This window comes from Bradyrhizobium sp. SRS-191 (assembly GCF_024586915.1).
In the GTDB taxonomy this organism is placed as follows: domain Bacteria; phylum Pseudomonadota; class Alphaproteobacteria; order Rhizobiales; family Xanthobacteraceae; genus Bradyrhizobium.
Genome location: NZ_JANBVS010000026.1, coordinates 64282 through 80005, shown reverse-complemented (window position 1 = coordinate 80005; position 15724 = coordinate 64282). Strand labels below are relative to the sequence as shown.

16 protein-coding genes are annotated in these 15724 nt (G+C 65.2%); 4 read left to right on the top strand and 12 right to left on the bottom strand.

Going from position 1 to position 15724, the window contains the following annotated elements:
• Positions 1-16: 16 nt before the first annotated feature.
• From NLR35_RS31340 to leuD, 3 genes are read left to right on the top strand one after another with little or no spacing between them, the layout of a single operon-like run.
• Positions 17-2035: an FAD-dependent oxidoreductase gene (locus NLR35_RS31340; RefSeq protein ID WP_257170405.1), complete on the top strand. Its 2019-nt coding sequence runs from the start codon at positions 17-19 to the stop codon at positions 2033-2035.
• Entirely contained in the window at positions 2032-3450 is a 1419-nt protein-coding gene (gene leuC / locus NLR35_RS31335; protein WP_257170404.1) for a 3-isopropylmalate dehydratase large subunit, read from the top strand. The genes NLR35_RS31340 and leuC overlap by 4 nt, the downstream gene beginning before the upstream one ends.
• Positions 3447-4064 (top strand): 3-isopropylmalate dehydratase small subunit, encoded by a 618-nt coding sequence (gene leuD / locus NLR35_RS31330; RefSeq protein WP_257170403.1) that lies wholly within the window; start codon positions 3447-3449, stop codon positions 4062-4064. The genes leuC and leuD overlap by 4 nt, the downstream gene beginning before the upstream one ends.
• A 185-nt stretch (positions 4065-4249) precedes the next feature.
• Here leuD and NLR35_RS31325 read toward each other — a convergent pair whose 3' ends face one another.
• A complete protein-coding gene (locus tag NLR35_RS31325) occupies positions 4250-4750 on the bottom strand; it encodes a ferritin-like domain-containing protein (RefSeq protein ID WP_257170402.1) in 501 nt (166 codons plus the stop codon).
• A gap of 176 nt (positions 4751-4926) precedes the next feature.
• Between NLR35_RS31325 and NLR35_RS31320 the strand changes: the two genes are divergently transcribed.
• Positions 4927-5085 (top strand): hypothetical protein, encoded by a 159-nt coding sequence (locus NLR35_RS31320; RefSeq protein WP_257170401.1) that lies wholly within the window; start codon positions 4927-4929, stop codon positions 5083-5085.
• Between the two features lie 27 nt (positions 5086-5112).
• Here NLR35_RS31320 and NLR35_RS31315 read toward each other — a convergent pair whose 3' ends face one another.
• The 11 genes from NLR35_RS31315 to NLR35_RS31265 form a co-directional block, all read right to left on the bottom strand.
• Positions 5113-5346 carry a hypothetical protein gene (locus NLR35_RS31315; RefSeq protein ID WP_257170400.1) on the bottom strand — a complete coding sequence of 78 codons (234 nt, stop codon included), beginning with the start codon at positions 5344-5346 and terminating at the stop codon, positions 5113-5115.
• Between the two features lie 203 nt (positions 5347-5549).
• On the bottom strand, positions 5550-6941 hold the full coding sequence (locus NLR35_RS31310) for a M20/M25/M40 family metallo-hydrolase (RefSeq protein ID WP_257170399.1): 1392 nt from the start codon (positions 6939-6941) through the stop codon (positions 5550-5552).
• A gap of 128 nt (positions 6942-7069) precedes the next feature.
• Positions 7070-7417 carry a RidA family protein gene (locus tag NLR35_RS31305; protein ID WP_006613705.1) on the bottom strand — a complete coding sequence of 116 codons (348 nt, stop codon included), beginning with the start codon at positions 7415-7417 and terminating at the stop codon, positions 7070-7072.
• 7 nt (positions 7418-7424) lie between these two features.
• The gene (locus NLR35_RS31300) at positions 7425-8573 is read right to left on the bottom strand and encodes an FAD-binding oxidoreductase (RefSeq protein ID WP_257170398.1); all 1149 of its coding nucleotides are present in this window, start codon (positions 8571-8573) and stop codon (positions 7425-7427) included.
• A 136-nt stretch (positions 8574-8709) separates the two neighbouring features.
• A complete protein-coding gene (locus NLR35_RS31295; protein WP_257170397.1) occupies positions 8710-10113 on the bottom strand; it encodes an NAD(P)/FAD-dependent oxidoreductase in 1404 nt (467 codons plus the stop codon).
• Positions 10110-10406: a (2Fe-2S)-binding protein gene (locus tag NLR35_RS31290; protein ID WP_257170396.1), complete on the bottom strand. Its 297-nt coding sequence runs from the start codon at positions 10404-10406 to the stop codon at positions 10110-10112. Before NLR35_RS31290 ends, NLR35_RS31295 begins: the two co-directional genes overlap by 4 nt.
• 31 nt (positions 10407-10437) lie before the next feature.
• A complete protein-coding gene (locus NLR35_RS31285; protein ID WP_257170395.1) occupies positions 10438-11577 on the bottom strand; it encodes an FAD-binding oxidoreductase in 1140 nt (379 codons plus the stop codon).
• 8 nt (positions 11578-11585) lie between these two features.
• Positions 11586-12395, bottom strand: coding sequence for an ABC transporter permease (locus tag NLR35_RS31280; RefSeq protein ID WP_257170394.1), 810 nt, complete (start codon positions 12393-12395; stop codon positions 11586-11588).
• On the bottom strand, positions 12392-13273 hold the full coding sequence (locus tag NLR35_RS31275) for an ABC transporter permease (RefSeq protein WP_257170393.1): 882 nt from the start codon (positions 13271-13273) through the stop codon (positions 12392-12394). The genes NLR35_RS31280 and NLR35_RS31275 overlap by 4 nt, the downstream gene beginning before the upstream one ends.
• Positions 13270-14313, bottom strand: coding sequence for an ABC transporter ATP-binding protein (locus NLR35_RS31270; RefSeq protein WP_257170392.1), 1044 nt, complete (start codon positions 14311-14313; stop codon positions 13270-13272). The genes NLR35_RS31275 and NLR35_RS31270 overlap by 4 nt, the downstream gene beginning before the upstream one ends.
• 256 nt (positions 14314-14569) lie before the next feature.
• Positions 14570-15595 (bottom strand): ABC transporter substrate-binding protein, encoded by a 1026-nt coding sequence (locus tag NLR35_RS31265; protein ID WP_257170391.1) that lies wholly within the window; start codon positions 15593-15595, stop codon positions 14570-14572.
• Positions 15596-15724: the final 129 nt, after the last annotated feature.

The window sequence follows — 15724 nt, the reverse complement described above, 5'->3', positions numbered from 1 at the left end:
GCCATATGCGAGGGCGATGAGCCCGCTCGACGTCGGCAATTTGCGCTTCCGCAACCGCATCTTCGTCCCTGCGCACACCACGAATTTCGGCGAGCATCATCTCCCGAGCGCGCAGCACCTCGCCTATCATCGCGCCCGCGCGCGCGGCGGCGTCGGCGCCATCATCTTCGAATCCATCCGCGTCCACGCCAATTCGCTGGGCCGGCCGCAAGCGGTGTGCGGCTTCGACCCCGCCTGCATCGATCCGTTCCGCCGCATCACCGATGCGGTGAAGGCGGAGGGCGCCTTCATGCTCGGCCAGATCATTCACCTGGGACGGCAGGTCGAAGGCGATTTCGAACGCACGGTTTCATGGGGCGCCTCGCCCATCCCATGGTCGATCTCTGCGCTGCCGCCGCGGCCGATGGACGAGTTCGACATGGAGCAGGTGATCGAGGGCCATCTGGTGACGGCGCGCAATCTTGTGGCGGCCGGCTTCGACGGCATCGAGCTGCAGATGGCGCATGGTCATCTGCTGCAGCAGTTCATGTCGCCGCTGTCGAACAAACGCGATGACGAGTACGGCGGCAGCCTGGAGAACCGGCTGCGCTTCCCTGCCCGCGTGCTGGCTGCGCTACGCGCCGAGCTGGGCGACACATTCTGCCTGGGCATCCGGATCAGCGGCGACGAATATGTCGACGGCGGCCTCGGCATCGACGAGGCCGAACGCATCGTGCCGATGCTGGCGCGGCACGCGCGCATCGATTTCGTCAACGTCTCCCACTCCGCCTATGTCGCGAGCTACTCGCTGGCGACGCAGATGGCCGACATGGCGTTCGATCCGTCGCCGTTCCGCACCCTGCCCGCGCGCATCCGAAGCTCGCTGCGCATGGAGGGCTTCGCAACGCCTGTCTTTGCCGTGTGCCGTTTTACGGGACTCGACGAGGCCGACGCGATGATTGCCGCGGGCGATGCCGATGCCGTCGGCATGGCGCGTGCGCATCTCGCCGAGCCGGCGATCGTGAGGAAATCGATCGAGGGCCGCGTCGACGAGATCCGCCGCTGCATCGGCTGCAACCAGGGCTGCGCCGGCATGCTCGAGCGGAACCTGCCGATCCGCTGCCTGATCAATCCGATCGCGGGATTGGAAGGCACAATCGAGGAGCCGGAGGCTCTGCCGCGCGGTGCACGCCGAAAGTTCCTGGTGGTCGGCGGCGGTCCTGCTGGCCTCGAAGCGGCGCGCGTCGCGGCTGCGCTTGGGCATGACGTGACCTTGTGTGAGCGTGGGGATCAGCTCGGCGGGCAGTTGCGCACGGCCTGGCTGATGCCCAAACGCGCGAACTTCAAGACGTTCATCGAATTCCAGGTCGCGGCCCTGACGCGGCTCGGCGTGACCATCGTCTTCAACACGCAAGCGAACGCGGCCGAGATCGTTGCTTTCGGCGCCGACCGCATCGTCCTGGCGACGGGCTCGACCACGACCGCCATGCCCATTGCGGGCGGCGGTCCGGTATTCACCCTGCCCGATGCGCTGCATCAGCCGGAGAAGCTCGGTGGATCGATTGCGGTGTTCGACCGCACCGGCGAATGGGGCACGCTCGCCGCGCTGGAACATTTCGCCGATCTCGGCAAGGCCGTGACCCTGTTCGTTCCGGCCACGAGCTATGCTTGGCGTACGACGATCTATTCGACGCTGGCGAACAGCCGCCGCCTGCGTGAGCGCAAGGTGCGGATCGCGACCTTGCGCGCCGTTCGCGCGTATGATGGTCAGACCCTGGAGGTCGAGGATCTCTCGACCGGCGATGTCGAGCGCCTCGCCGGCTTCTCGGCGCTGGTCGCCGTCGATCACAACAGCACCGATCAGTCGCTCTATCTCGCCCTGCGGCGCGCCGGTTTGCCGGTGCTGCAGGTGGGCGACAACAATGCGCCGCGCACGGCGCTCGAAGCGATCTATCAGGGCCACATGGCCGCGCGCGCCCCCTTCCCTGCGGCGCTCGGACATACGACACGACCTGCTGCGTCGATGAGGCGCTCAACTGAGGACGTTCGAGAATGACGGGAACAGGGCAGCCGCGAACGCTGTTCGACAAGGTCTGGGATGCGCATGTGGTGACGCGCCGCGAGGACGGCGCGGAGCTGTTGTTCATCGACCGCCACCTCGTGCATGAGGGCTCGTTCCATGCCTTCAACAAGCTCAAGGACAAGCGCGCCAAGGTGCGGCGGCCGGATCTGACGATCGGCGTCGCCGATCACTACGTGCCGACGCGCACACGCGTCCTCAGCGAGATCGCGCCTGACATCGCCGGCATGATCCGCCAGCTCGACGACAATTGCCGGGCGAACGACATCCGGATCTTCGGCTTCGACGATCCGCGCCAGGGCATCGTCCACGTCGTCGGTCCAGAACAAGGCTTGACCTTGCCCGGCCTCACCATGGTCTGCGGCGACAGCCACACCTCGACGCATGGCGCGTTCGGCGCGCTGGCGTTCGGCATCGGCGCCTCCGAAGTCGCGCACGTGCTGCTGACGCAGACCCTGTGGCAGAAGCAGCCGAAGCGGATGCGCATCACGATCGACGGCGCCACCGCGCCTGATATCACCGCCAAGGATATCGCGCTCTCCATCATTGCCACGATCGGCGCCGACGGGGCGCAGGGCCATGCGATCGAATATGCGGGAACGGCGATCCGCGCTTTGTCGATGGAAGGCCGCCTGACGCTGTGCAACCTCTCGATCGAGAGCGGCGCCCGCTGCGGCATGATCGCGCCCGACGAGAGCACCTTCGCCTATGTGAAGGGACGGCCGTTCGCGCCCGTGGGAGATATCCTCGATCGCGCCATCGCCGCCTGGCGCAAGCTCCCGACGAATGCCGACGCTGTGTTCGATCGCGAGATCGTGCTTCGAGGAATGGACATCGCGCCGACCGTGACCTGGGGCATCAGTCCCGAGGACGCGCTGCCGATCGTAGCCTCCGTGCCGGATCCGGCGGCCATGGACGATGCCTCGCGCGCGAGCCATATCCGCGAGGCGATCGAGTATATGGGGCTCACGCCGGGCCAGCCGCTCGACACGATCAGGATCGACCGCGTCTTCATCGGCTCCTGCACCAACAGCCGCATCGAGGATCTCCGCGCGGCCGCCAGCGTGCTCGCCGGCCGCAAGGCGCGCGTGCCGGGACTGGTGTCGCCCGGCTCGCATCTCGTCAAGCAGCAGGCCGAGCAGGAAGGCCTCGACCGCATCTTCATCGACGCCGGTCTCGATTGGGTCGGCTCGGGCTGTTCGATGTGCGTCGGCATGAACGGCGATCTCGTACCATCTGGCGAGCGCTGCGCGTCGACCACCAACCGCAACTTCAAGGGCCGCCAAGGGCCCGGCGCGCGCACGCACCTGATGTCGCCGGCGATGGTCGCCGCCGCCGCGATCACCGGGCATCTCGCCGACGTGCGGCCGCTGCTGAGGAGCGATGCATGAAGCCGTTCGAGATCCTCACGACATCGGCCTGCGCGCTGCCGCTCGCCAGCATCGACACCGATCAGCTGATCCCGGCGCGCTTCATGAAGCGCTCGCGTGCCGACGGCTACGGGCAATATCTGCTCCATGACTTGCGGTTCGATGAGAGCGGCGAGAGGCGGCCCGACTTTCCGCTCAACTCAACCTCTGCGCAGGCCGCCGGGGTATTGGTCACGCGGCGCAATTTCGGCGCGGGATCTTCGCGCGAGGCCGCGGTCTACGCGCTGGTCGATTTCGGCTTCCGCTGCGTGATCGCGCCGAGCTTCGGCGACATCTTCGCCTCGAATGCCGTCAACAACGGATTGCTGCCTGCGCAGGTGAGCGAGACCGATGCGGAGGAGATCCTGACTCTGCTGCAGACGACGGCCTCCCACATCACGGTCGATCTCCGCGACAGTCTCATCCGATTAGGTAACCGCACGTTTACCTTCGCCGTCGATCCAATCTGGCGCACCAAGCTCTTGAACGGCTGGGATGATCTCGATCTCACGGCATCACTGGCCGGAGATATCTCGCGCTTCGAGCAGCAAGACGCCGGCGCGCGGCCCTGGGTGCAGATCCAGGACAGCGATTGACCGGCCAACCTCCAAAGAAAGAAGCCGCCCGCACATTCCGTGCAGGCGGCCCAAGTCCAGGGAGGAAACGCCCCAAGAAGGGCTGGATCTGGTGTACCTCATCAACTGAGTCGCGGGTATCCGGATGATACCGGAGGTTGCTGTCAAGTTGACGGGTTCCCGAACCAGCCTCGAGATACCGCCGATCAGGCTGCCTGCCGCTCCTCGTGCTGGACGAATTGCAGCGTGACCTTCTCGACGTTGGAATCCACCCACTCCGCCATCCGCTCCTCCTCCTGCAGCGACTGCTGCAGCGGACCACGGGCTTCCTCGACGCCGGCAGCGCCGCAGAGCGCGATCAGCGACTTGTAGGCGGCGATCTCGAAATTTTCGAACGCGTTGTTGGCGAAGGTGTTCTTCAGGATCTCGTCGCCGGACATCGCATGTCCCATGGCCATCAGATTGGCCATCCCGGACTGCATCGTGTCCTTGAGCGTCGAGTTGCTCTCGCCACATGCGCTCAGGCACTGCTCGAGTCGCTTCAACTGCTCATTGGTTTCCTGCAGATGCGTCTGCAGCTTTGCCTTGACCTCCGGATAGTCGTCCATCCGCTCGGACTGCCGCTCCATCAATTCCCGCGCCTGAATCTCCATGGCATGGGCGTTGCGGAGGCCGAGGATGAAAATATCCCGCGCTTTGTTGCTCATGTCTCGCGTTCCTGTTGTCGTTGGTGAGAGCGTAACTCCTGTCCGCCCAACCGGCCGCTCCGGCCGAACGTTCCAATCCGGCCGCCGCTTCTTTGTCGCACGCCGCGCGGACCACGTAGCTGGTTGGAACGCCTCCCCCACGCCGCCGTTCGCCTCACATGCAGAAGGAGAGCGAGATGAAGGAGCAGCCCACGCAGGAACGACAGAGCCCATTCGACAAGGAGCCGGCTGAGGGCTCGCGCGAAACGATCGAGAAGCAGCTGAAGCAGCAGGACCAGAGATCGTCAGGGGGGACGGCTGATCCGGTCACGGCGCCGACGGAACGCAAGTCCTGATCGGCGCCTGCGAGGTCAGGGCGCGGTTCACCGCCACATCGTCGGCGTGACGAGCCCGGGCTTTGCGGTGCGCTCCGAGCCGTCACGGTCGTCACGCGCATCGGTCGCGTCGTGACACTCCGTCGTCGCACCGATGGCGGGGAGTTTGTCGAGCTGGATCTCAGGCGCGATCGTCACGGCCGCGGCGCTCTCCAGCTCGCCATGCGCGGCGGCTCCGATGGAACTCGTATGATCACGCGAAAGGTCAACGGGGTCGTGCATCTGCCAGCTCCGAGCCCTGAAGCCACGGTTACTAATTCGCATCGAGATTAGGCGATATCAACTGCGTTAATCCATGCGCGATGTCGCCGCGCGTGATCGATTCGGACCGCACCATCAGGGAACGCGGGCTCAATGCCATCGTTTCGTGGCCGCGCGATGACCACACCGGCGGCGCAAAAAATCGTGATGAGCGGGCGCCAGCATCAGCCACGGCTCGCGCCAACGCGGTCGAGCAGCGCCGCTCCGGTTCGGATTCCGTTATGAAAGCAATCAATTGTCATGTTCTCATTCGGCGCATGGTTGGCCTCGTCGGCATTCGCGTAGGGGACGACGAAGGCGGGCACGCCGAGGATCTTGGTGAAGACGTAGTCCGGCAGGCTGCCGCCGGTGCAGGGGAATTCGAGCGGCCTCACGCCTTGCGCCAGCGCGATCGCATCGCGGATAATCGCCGCGAATGGCGAATCGAGCGGCACGCGCGACGGCAGCATGCCCCCGCGCGGGATGAACTCGACCTCTGGCGCGTGCTTCTTCACATGCGCCTCGACCTTCGCGAGCACGTCATCGGGCGTCATCGCCTCGACCAGGCGGATGTCGCACTTTACGAAGGCCTCGCAAGGAAGGACAGTCTTGCTGCCCGGTCCGCCATAGCCGCCATGAAAGCCGTTGATGGTCAGCGTCGGATGGAACATCAGCCTTTCGTAGTAGCCGCGTTCGGCCGGCGCATCGAGGCGGTTGAGACCGAGGCTCGCCTTGGCGGCGTCGAGATCGAGCGGCAGGCGCTTCACGGCCGCGACATCGAGCTCGCCGGGCGGGACAATCGCGGCATGCAGACCTTCGATGGTGATCTCGCCGGCGGCGTTCTTCATGGTGCCGAGCAGATGCACCAGGGTCCAGATCGGGTTCGGTACGATGCCGCCGAGATTGCCGGAATGCACGTCACGATTCGCATGCCGGGCGCGCAGCTCGAACGAGCACATGCCGCGGACACCATAGGTCATCGTCGGCCGTCCCGAGGGATGCATCGGGCCGTCAGCAGTGACCACGAAATCGGCCTTCAGCCGCTCACGATGCGCGGCGACGAAGTCGGCGATGCGGGGGCTGCCGATTTCCTCCTCGCCTTCGAGCAACACGATGACGTTGCAGGGCAGCTCGCCATGCACCTTGAGATGGGATTCGATCGCCATCAGCTGCGCGAAATGCTGGCCCTTGTTGTCGCCGATACCGCGCGCATAGATTCGGCCGTCGCGGATCGTCGGCTCGAACGGCGGGCTCAGCCACAGATCGAGCGGGTCCGGCGGCTGCACGTCGTAATGGCCATAGAGCAGCACGGTCGGCGCATCAGGCTTGTTGTGCCAGCGCCCCAGCACCATCGGATGCCCCGCCGTCGGCACCGTGTCGGCCTCGAGCCCGATCTCCCGCAGCATCGTCACCAGCAACGCGGCCACCTCGGTGATGCCGACATTGTGCGCGCTGATCGAGGGATGGCGGACATAGTCCATGACGCGCGCGAGGAAATCCTGCTTGCGGCTGTCGATGTGAGCGAACACCGCATCCAGGCCGGCGGAGGGAGATGGCAGGCTGGGCGCGTCGATCATGCGGGCGGCTTCCCTCAGCGAAAGCGGTGACGAGATGCGCCATGTTTGATCGAAATCGCGAGGAAAGCAAATGACGCGCGGAGCAAGCTCCGCGCGTCATCAAGAGACCGACCGTCTGATTGCGCTGCTCAGCCTTTGACCGCGGTGATCACGATCTCGATCAACGCGCCGCCGCCGAGGTCGGAGACGCCGACCGTGGCGCGGACCGGCAGATCGTCGCCGAAGAACTCGGTCCAGGCCGCGTCCATCTCCTTCTTCTTCGAGAGATCCGTGACGAAGATCTGGCCGGAGACGACGCGCGACTTGTCGGTGCCCGCTTCCTTGAGGAAGCCGTCGATCTTGCCGAGGATGTTCCGCGTCTGCTCGCCCATCGAGACCGAGGTGTCGTCGGCGATGGTGCCGCCGATGAAGACGAAGCCGTTGGCCTCGACGATGCGGTGATGAATGGCCGAGCGGATCTTGCGGGTGATGGTCATACTGTCCTCATGCTGTTGCCGAAGGGGTTGGTTTGCTGAAGCGGCTGATGTTGAGCCCCCCGATGGGAGTTTGGGTGCCGCCATGGGCGATCAGCTCGGCCATCACGGCCCCGGCGCCAGGGCCGAGCTGGAAACCATGCGCCGAGAAGCCGAACTGATGATACAGCCCCTCATGCACGGCGCTCGGGCCGAACACCGGGATGTCGTCGGGCATGCGGGCCTCGATGCCGGCCCAGGCGCGCACGATGGTAGCGCTGCGCATCACCGCAAACAGCTCAAACACAGTGCGTGCGCTCTCGGCCAATTTGCGCCAGTCGAGTACGGTTTCGTTGAGCTCCTTGTAGGGCGTCGCGAGATGGCCGCCGCCGATCAGCACGGTGCCGTTCTTGAACTGCTTGAAGGAAAGCTTGCGGCCGCGCAAGATCACGACGGGATCGATGAAGTGGGGGACAGGGGAGGTGATCATCAGCATCGGCGCGATGGTCTCGACGGCAACGCCCTCATAGAGCTCGGCAGAAATGTGCCCGGCCCATGCGCCGGCGGCATTGACCAGCGCCGGCGCAGCGTACCTCTCGCTGCCGACATCGACTCGCCAGAGCTTGCCGTCCTTGCGGATGTTGGTCGCGGGCACGCCCTCATGAATGATCGCACCGAGCTGCTCGGCCTTGCGGCGGAATGCGGCGGTGGTCCGGGCAGGCTGCGCCGCGCCGTCCCGCCGCGAAACCACGCCGCCCGGACAGCTCTCCGCTACCGCCGGCACCAGCCGGCGCAGCTCGGCGCCGTCGATCAGCTCCTCATGAGTGAAGCCACGCGCGTTCAAATCGGCGACGCGAGCACGGAAGTCCGCCAGCTCGGCTTCGTTCTCGGCGACCAGCACCTGGCCGTGGCTTTCGAAGCCGCAATCGTCGTCGACGAGATCGGCAATGTTTTCCCAGATCCCCATCGAGCGGATCGAGAGCGGAATTTCCGCGACATCGCGCGCAAGTTGCCGGACGCCGCCGGCATTGACGCCGGAAGCGTGACGGCCGGCATAGTCCTTCTCGATCAGTACCGGCTTCAACCCAGCGAGACAGAGATGCAGCGCGGTGGAGCAGCCATGGATGCCGCCACCGATGATGATGACATCCACCAATGTCCAGTCTCTCAACTGACTCATCGTCGATTGCGCTCCCGACCGTCGGTTGTCACCCACATTCCAGAAAGGCAGATTCGCGTGCGGCTCGTCTTTCGCAGATGCCGATGCGACGTTCGCTCGGCAGCAACAACGATTGGGGAATGCCACACGCCTCTGATCATCCGCGCACCACGGCCTTGGTGGCCTCGTCATTCTTCGGCAGGCTGGCGAGTTCCGAGAGCATGATCGGCTTCACCGGCGCGCGCAGACGATAATAGCCGATCTCCTGCGGAGTCTTGCCGCGGGCCTCGGCCATCAGCTCGGTGACGGTCAGACCGCACAGCCGGCCCTGGCACGGACCCATGCCGGTGCGGCGATAGGCCTTGAGCTGGTTCGGCCCGGTCGCGCCGATCGCCACGGAGTCGAGGACGTCCTTGGCCGTGATCTCCTCGCAGCGGCAGACGATGGTGTCGCCCTGCGGGATGCGGAACTGCTTTGCGGGCTGGAACAGCACGTCGAGAAAGGCGCGGCCACGCTCGGCGCGCCTCAATTGCGGGGAAACATCAGACACCTTGGCATTGGACCGCGCTGCCTTGATTGCGCTTCCTGCCGCAGCGCGACCACGCCACACGGCCGCCTGCGCTCCACCGATGCCCGCACCGTCGCCCGCGATCGCGATGCCGGCGATCGAGCTATTGCCGAAGGCGTCCAGCACCGGAGTCCAGCACAGCTGCAGCTCGTTCCAGCGATGCTCGACGCCCGCAGCCATCGCCAGATTGACGTTGGGCACCACGCCCTGATGCAGCAGCAGAAGCTCGGCGGGCAGCGTCTCGCGCTTGCCGCCCGCAACATAGGTCACGCTCTCGAGCTTGCCGTTGCCCGAGGCAGCCAGTTCGGTCACGCCGCTGGTGACGCGCACCTTCGCGCGCACCTCGCGCATCATCGCGAGCCCCTTGCCGAAATAGGGTGAAGTGAAGAACGCGAACGCATGAGGCAGCGCCGCGATGTAGTTGGCGCGCGGAGTGGTGTCGAGGATGTGATCGATGCGGCCACCGAGACGCAAGATCTGCGCCGCGAGCAGCCACAGCAGCGGTCCCTGCCCGGCCAGCACCGTCGGACAATCCGGCACCAAGCCTGAGGATTTCAGCATCGTCTGTGCCGCACCGGCCGTCATCACGCCGGGCAACGTCCAACCGGGAATCGGGAACGGACGCTCCTGCGCGCCCGTCGCGATGATCACCCGCTTGGCCTTGATGAAGGCCGAGCCGCCGCCGACCGAGACGCCGATCTCAAGATTGCGGTCCAGGCTCCACACCGTGGCCCGATGAATGATCTCCGCGCCGCTGTCGCGCGCCGCCTTGGCGATCTCGGCACCGGACCAGTAGTCGGAACCGAGCAGCGCTTCGCTCTTCACGGGCGTCGAGTTGATCGCGCGCCAGACCTGGCCACCGGGACCGGCATTCTCGTCGAGCAGCAGCGTGGAAAGGGCGAAACCAGCGGTCATTTCCGCTGCGGCGAGGCCCGCGGGACCGGCGCCGATCACCACGACGTCATAGTTCTCATGCTTCGGCACGGCGCTCATTTGCCGATCTCCCGCTTGCCCTTTTGGATATCGATCTGCATGCCCTCGGCCACCGGCACGAGGCAGCCCTGGCGGTTGCCGACACCATCGATGGTGACGAGGCAGTCGAAGCACACGCCCATCATGCAGTAAGGCAGCCGCTTCGCGCCGCTCACCGCGGTCGCACGCCGGACGTCGAGGCCAGAGGCGAGCAGCGCCGCCGACACCGTGTCGCCTTCGCGCGCAGTGATCGGATGGCCCTCGACATGGATCGTCACCGATCGCCTCGCATCACCTTCAGCTCGTTTGAACATCGTCGTCTCCATGGCGCCTTGCGCCGTCATCTCAGTAGTAGCCACTGCCGCCGACTCCAGCCGCGGTCTCAAAGCGCTTGGCGGTGAATGCGCCGACCAGCTCTTCGTCCAGCGCGCCCTCCTTCACCATGCGCGCGATCTCGAAGGCGTGGTTGGCGGCGAGCGTCACGCCGGAATGGCAGCAGGCGACGAAGGCGCCGGGATGGGTCTGCGACTGCTCGTAGATCGGAAAGCCATCCTTCGGCATCACGCGAATGCCGCTCCAGCTCCTGACGACGTTGAGCCGCGCCAGATGCGGGAAGGTGCGCTGGGCGCGATCGGACATCACGGCGTTGATCGGGTGGTTCTGGACGCGATCGTCGAGCTCGTCCTCCTTGCTGTCGCCGATCATCACCGTCCCCTCGTCGGTCTGGCGGATGGTGGTCAGGGGATGCGGCAGGAACGGCATGGTGCGCTCGGTGACGACGATCTGGCCGCGCGTCGGTCCCATCGGCGCGGACAGCCCGACCATCGGCGCCAGCGTCTGGTTGGCGTTGCCCGCCGCGAGCACGACCTTCGCCGCACGGATCTCGCCTTGCGCCGACGTCAGCCTGAACTCATCGCCATCGCGGGCGATCGCACTCACCGCGCGCTCCGGCAAATAGTCGACGCCGAACTGCTTCATGCCGGCATGCAGCGCACGGAAGGTGCGCAGCGAATTCACATGGCCATCATAGGGACAGAAGCTGCCGCCGGAGACCTCCGGGCCGATCAGCGGCAGCATCTTCTTCACCTCGGTGACCGACAGCATCTCCATCTGATAGTCCGCGGCGCCGACCTGGTTGTGCATGCGCGCGACGAGCTGCGTCCGCTGCTCGTACTCGGCTTCCCCCAGGGTGAGATGAAAGCCGCCGTTCTGCTGCAGCACCACGTCGAGCCCGGTCTGCGCCTTGAGCTCCTCAGCGAGCTTCGGCCAGGCCTTGGAGCCGCGCACCGTCCAGCCGGTATAGGCCGGCATGCCCAGGCCCTTGCTCTGCACCCACACCAGCGCGAAATTCGCGCGCGAGGCGCGCTTGGCGATATCGCCCTCGTCCAGCACGGCGACGCGCTGGCCGAGCCGGCCCAGTCCCCAGGCGATCGCGGAGCCGAGTAGGCCGCCGCCGACGACGGCGACGTCGTAGTCTTTCATCATAATGTCTCCTATCGTCCTGCGTCGCCGCCCTTGGCGGTCAGCACGCGGTCGAGCCCGTACAGGCGGTCGAGCAGAACAAGGACGGTCATGGTAATGGCGATGACGCTGGCGGATACCGATGTCACCAGCGGATCGATGTTGTCCTGGATGTAGAGGAACATGCGCACCGGCAGAGTCTCGGTGCCGGGTGTCGCCAGGAACACGGTCATGGTCAGATCATCGAACGACTGGATGAAGGCGAGCATCCAGCCACTGACGATGCCGGGCAGGATCGCCGGCAAGGTCACGCGGCGGAACATGGTCCAGCCGTCAGCGCCGAGCGAGATCGCGGCCATCTCCACCGAACGGTCCATGCCGGTCGCCGACGCCAGCGTCAGCCGCAGCGCGAACGGAAACACGACCACGACATGAGCGATCACCAGCGCCACGAAGGTGCCGCCGATCCCGACCGCGGTGAAGAAGCGCAGGAAGGCAATGCCGAGCACGACGTGCGGGATCATCAGCGGCGACAGGAACAGCGCCGACAGCGCGTCACGGCCGCGGAAGCGATAGCGGCTGAGCGCCAGCGCCGCCGGCACGGCGAACAGCAGCGCGATGCAGGACGACAGCGCGCCGAGCCAGAGGCTGACGCCGAAGGCGTGGACGAACTCCGGATAGTTGGCGAGCGCCTTGAACCAGCGCAGCGAGAACTGCGTGATCGGGATCGAGAGGAAGCCCTCCGGCGTGAACGCGACCCAGCACACGACCAGAATCGGGGCGACCATGAACACGACGAACAGCGTGTGGAAGATCAATGCCACAGGACCATTCCGGCTCATCGGAACATCTCTTGGTAGCGGCGCTCGATCAGCGCGTTGGAGCCGACCACGATCAGGACGAGCGCGATCAGCAGCAGCACGGCAACTGCAGCCCCCAGGGGCCAGTTCAGCGTGTTGAGGAATTCGTCATAGGCGAGCGTCGCCGCCACCTTCAGCCGGCGGCCGCCGATGATCGCCGGCGTCGCGAACGCGCTCGCCGACAGCGAGAACACGATGATCGCGCCCGACAGCACACCGGGCATGATCTGCGGCAGCACGATGCGGCGGACGACGGTGAGCGAACCGGCGCCGAGCGACAGTGCCGCGTTCTCGACCTGCGGATCGAGGCGCTGCAGCGCGGTCCATACCGCGAGCACCATGAACGGCATCATCGCATGCGCCAGCGCGATGATCATGCCGGTCTCGGTGAACATGAAACGGACGGGCGAATCGACCAGCCCAAGCGTCATCAAGAGCTTGTTGGCGAGGCCGTTGTTGCCGCCGAACAGAAGCGCCCAGCCGAGCGTGCGTGCCACCACCGAGATCAGCAGCGGGCCGATGATGACGAGCAGGAACAGGCCCTTCCACGGCCCCTGCATGCGGTTGAGGATGTAAGCCTCGGGCACGCCGAACACCGCCGTGATCAGCGTTGCGAGCACGGCGACGCGGAAGGTGCGCCAGAACATTTCCAAGTAATAGGGATCGTCGATGATCTCCATCCAGTTTTTCAGGATGAAGACCGGCTCGATACCCTTGTACTGCCCCCAATCGTGGAACGACAGCATCACCGTCATCGCGAGCGGGATCACGACGACGCCGATGAACAGCATCAAAGCCGGCAGCGCCAGCGACAGGCCCGCACGGGCGTCGGAGGTGTCGGCTGTTGCGGTCGTGCTCATGCCGCAACTCGCGCGGCGCGCAGACTCATGTCCGCCGCCTGCCAGTTGAGATGAACCGCGGCGCCCTGCTCCGGCTGCGGCTGCCCGTCATTCTGCCGGATGACGATCGCGGGTCCGCATTCGGTGTCACACTGGAACAGCCAATGATTGCCCTGGAAGATACGACTGGTGATGCGTCCAGCCAGACCGGTGTCGCCGAAGCTGATGCGCTCGGGTCGCACGCTGAGCGTCACCGCGCCCGACACCCCGGCCGGCGCCGGCGCGCTCCACGAGCCGGCAAGCAGCCTGGCTTGTCCCGCCGCGCGCTCCACATGTGCTGCAAATTCGTTGGTCTTGCCAAGAAATTGCGCGACGAAGGCCGAGGCCGGCTGCTCATAGACCTCCTGCGGCGTGCCGATCTGCTCGATCCGGCCCTTGCTCATCACGACGATTCGGTCGGACAGCGACATCGCCTCGATCTGATCATGGGTGACGAGGATGGTCGTGGTGCCCAAATTGCGCTGGATCTGGCGCAGCTCGATCTGCATGCCCTCGCGCAGCCGCGCATCGAGATTGGACAAGGGTTCGTCGAGCAGCAGCACGCTCGGGCGGATCACCAGCGCCCGCGCCAGCGCGACGCGTTGCTGCTGGCCGCCGGACATCCGGCGTGGATGACGGTCCTCATAGCCGGCAAGCCCAACCAGCGTGAGCGCCGCGCGCACGCGCTCCTCGCGTTCGCTGCGCGCGACGTTGCGCATCTCCAGGCCGAAGGCGACGTTCTCGGCGGCCGTCATGTGCGGAAACAGCGCGTAGCTCTGAAACACGATGCCGAGGCCGCGCTTGGCCGGCGGCGTCGCGACGAGATCCTTGCCTTCGAGCCGGATCGCGCCATGCGACGGATCGAGGAAGCCCGCGATCATCTGCAACGTCGTCGTCTTGCCGCAGCCGGAGGGGCCGAGGAACGAGATGAACTCGCCTTTCGTGACCGTGAGGCTGAACTCTTCGACCGCTACGTTGGGCCCGAAGGATTTGCCGACGCGATCGAGCTCGAGGAAGGACATATAGGGGATCCGGAACTAATGAATCTGCTGGCTCAGGTGGGAATGCATCGCGCTGGCCTTCACCTCGCCCCGCTTGCGGGGAGAGGTCGGATTGCATCGTCAGATGCAATCCGGGTGAGGGGGGTACAGGTCTAACAATTCGCACTGCCCGTGCGGCTGCCCCTCACCCCGACCCTCTCAGCGCGAGCAAAGCTCGTCGCGCCCCGGTGAAGAACGGGGAGAGGGAGCACACCGCTGTCCGGCATAGAGAGTACTATCAGCGCTCGACTTCGCGATTCCAGCGCTTGGTCCACTCCTCGCGCTTCTCGTTCACCACGGTCCAATCCGGCGCATAGACCTTGGCGGCGCGTTCGCCGATCGGGGCCATCGTGCCGACGCCCTCGGGCACGACCACCGATTTCACCACCGGGCCATAGCCATATTCCTTCAGCATCGTGAGCTGGATCTTAGGATCGAGCAGCAGCTTGATGAAGCTCGAAGCAAGTGGCGAGACCGAGGGCTTGGCGATCGGGCATGCCGTCGTCAGCAGGCTCACGGCGCCTTCCTTCGGATAGACGAAGTCGATGGGGAAACCGGTGTTGGCGAAGCTCTGCACGCGGCCAGAGCCCCACACCGCAATCACCGCCTGTCCCGACTGGAAAAGTTCGGTCATCTTGCCCGGCGACGGCTCATAGGCCAGCACGTTCGGATTGATCTCGGTCTTGAACACCTTGAAGCCGGCATCGACATTGGTCTCGCTGCCGCCGTTCATCTTCGCCAGCATCAGCAGCGCGTTGAGGCCGTAGGTGTTGTTGATCGGCGGGATCACCAGCTGCTGCTTGTATTTCGGATCCTTCAGATCATTCCACGAATTCGGTGCAGCCCAGCCTTTCTCGGCGAACACCTTCTTGTTGTAGACGAGGCCCGTCGCGACGAGACCGATCGCGACCGCCTTGTCGTCCTTGAAATGCGCGATGTCGAGGAGATCACCGGGCAGGCCCGTGACCTTGTCGCAGAAGCCGAGCTGAATGGCCTGGTACATCGGACCGTCGTCGAGGATGGCGACATCGATCTGCTGATTGCCCTTCTGCGCCTGCAGCTTGGCGAGCGTATCGGTGGAGTTGCCGGCGACGTATTCGACCTTGACGCCGTTGGCCTGCTCGAATGGCGGGATCACCTCCTCGCGGACGGTCTTCTCGAACGAACCGCCATAGCCGGCGACATACAGTGTCTTCTGCTGGGCCTGCGCTGTGCCGGCCAGCGCGAGCATGCTGACGGCGGTGAGAAGGTGAAGGTACTTCATTGGACCGATTTCCCTTTGCTCTGGATGCAAGACGGTATTTTAAAACCGCCAGGGAGATCGGATTGAGCCGTCGGCTGTTGGACCCGGTCTACAGCCTAAAAAACGAGCCATCCCCTACCCTGCTAAAAA

Coding starts and splice junctions, on each gene's coding strand:
- NLR35_RS31315 (WP_257170400.1), bottom strand. CDS start 5,346: ATGCACGACCCCGTTGACCTTTCGCGTGATCATACGAGTTCCATCGGA.
- NLR35_RS31305 (WP_006613705.1), bottom strand. CDS start 7,417: ATGACCATCACCCGCAAGATCCGCTCGGCCATTCATCACCGCATCGTC.
- NLR35_RS31295 (WP_257170397.1), bottom strand. CDS start 10,113: ATGAGCGCCGTGCCGAAGCATGAGAACTATGACGTCGTGGTGATCGGC.
- NLR35_RS31325 (WP_257170402.1), bottom strand. CDS start 4,750: ATGAGCAACAAAGCGCGGGATATTTTCATCCTCGGCCTCCGCAACGCC.
- NLR35_RS31275 (WP_257170393.1), bottom strand. CDS start 13,273: ATGAGCACGACCGCAACAGCCGACACCTCCGACGCCCGTGCGGGCCTG.
- NLR35_RS31320 (WP_257170401.1), top strand. CDS start 4,927: ATGAAGGAGCAGCCCACGCAGGAACGACAGAGCCCATTCGACAAGGAG.
- NLR35_RS31300 (WP_257170398.1), bottom strand. CDS start 8,573: ATGAGTCAGTTGAGAGACTGGACATTGGTGGATGTCATCATCATCGGT.
- NLR35_RS31310 (WP_257170399.1), bottom strand. CDS start 6,941: ATGATCGACGCGCCCAGCCTGCCATCTCCCTCCGCCGGCCTGGATGCG.
- NLR35_RS31290 (WP_257170396.1), bottom strand. CDS start 10,406: ATGTTCAAACGAGCTGAAGGTGATGCGAGGCGATCGGTGACGATCCAT.
- NLR35_RS31340 (WP_257170405.1), top strand. CDS start 17: ATGAGCCCGCTCGACGTCGGCAATTTGCGCTTCCGCAACCGCATCTTC.
- leuD (WP_257170403.1), top strand. CDS start 3,447: ATGAAGCCGTTCGAGATCCTCACGACATCGGCCTGCGCGCTGCCGCTC.
- NLR35_RS31265 (WP_257170391.1), bottom strand. CDS start 15,595: ATGAAGTACCTTCACCTTCTCACCGCCGTCAGCATGCTCGCGCTGGCC.
- leuC (WP_257170404.1), top strand. CDS start 2,032: ATGACGGGAACAGGGCAGCCGCGAACGCTGTTCGACAAGGTCTGGGAT.
- NLR35_RS31285 (WP_257170395.1), bottom strand. CDS start 11,577: ATGATGAAAGACTACGACGTCGCCGTCGTCGGCGGCGGCCTACTCGGC.
- NLR35_RS31280 (WP_257170394.1), bottom strand. CDS start 12,395: ATGAGCCGGAATGGTCCTGTGGCATTGATCTTCCACACGCTGTTCGTC.
- NLR35_RS31270 (WP_257170392.1), bottom strand. CDS start 14,313: ATGTCCTTCCTCGAGCTCGATCGCGTCGGCAAATCCTTCGGGCCCAAC.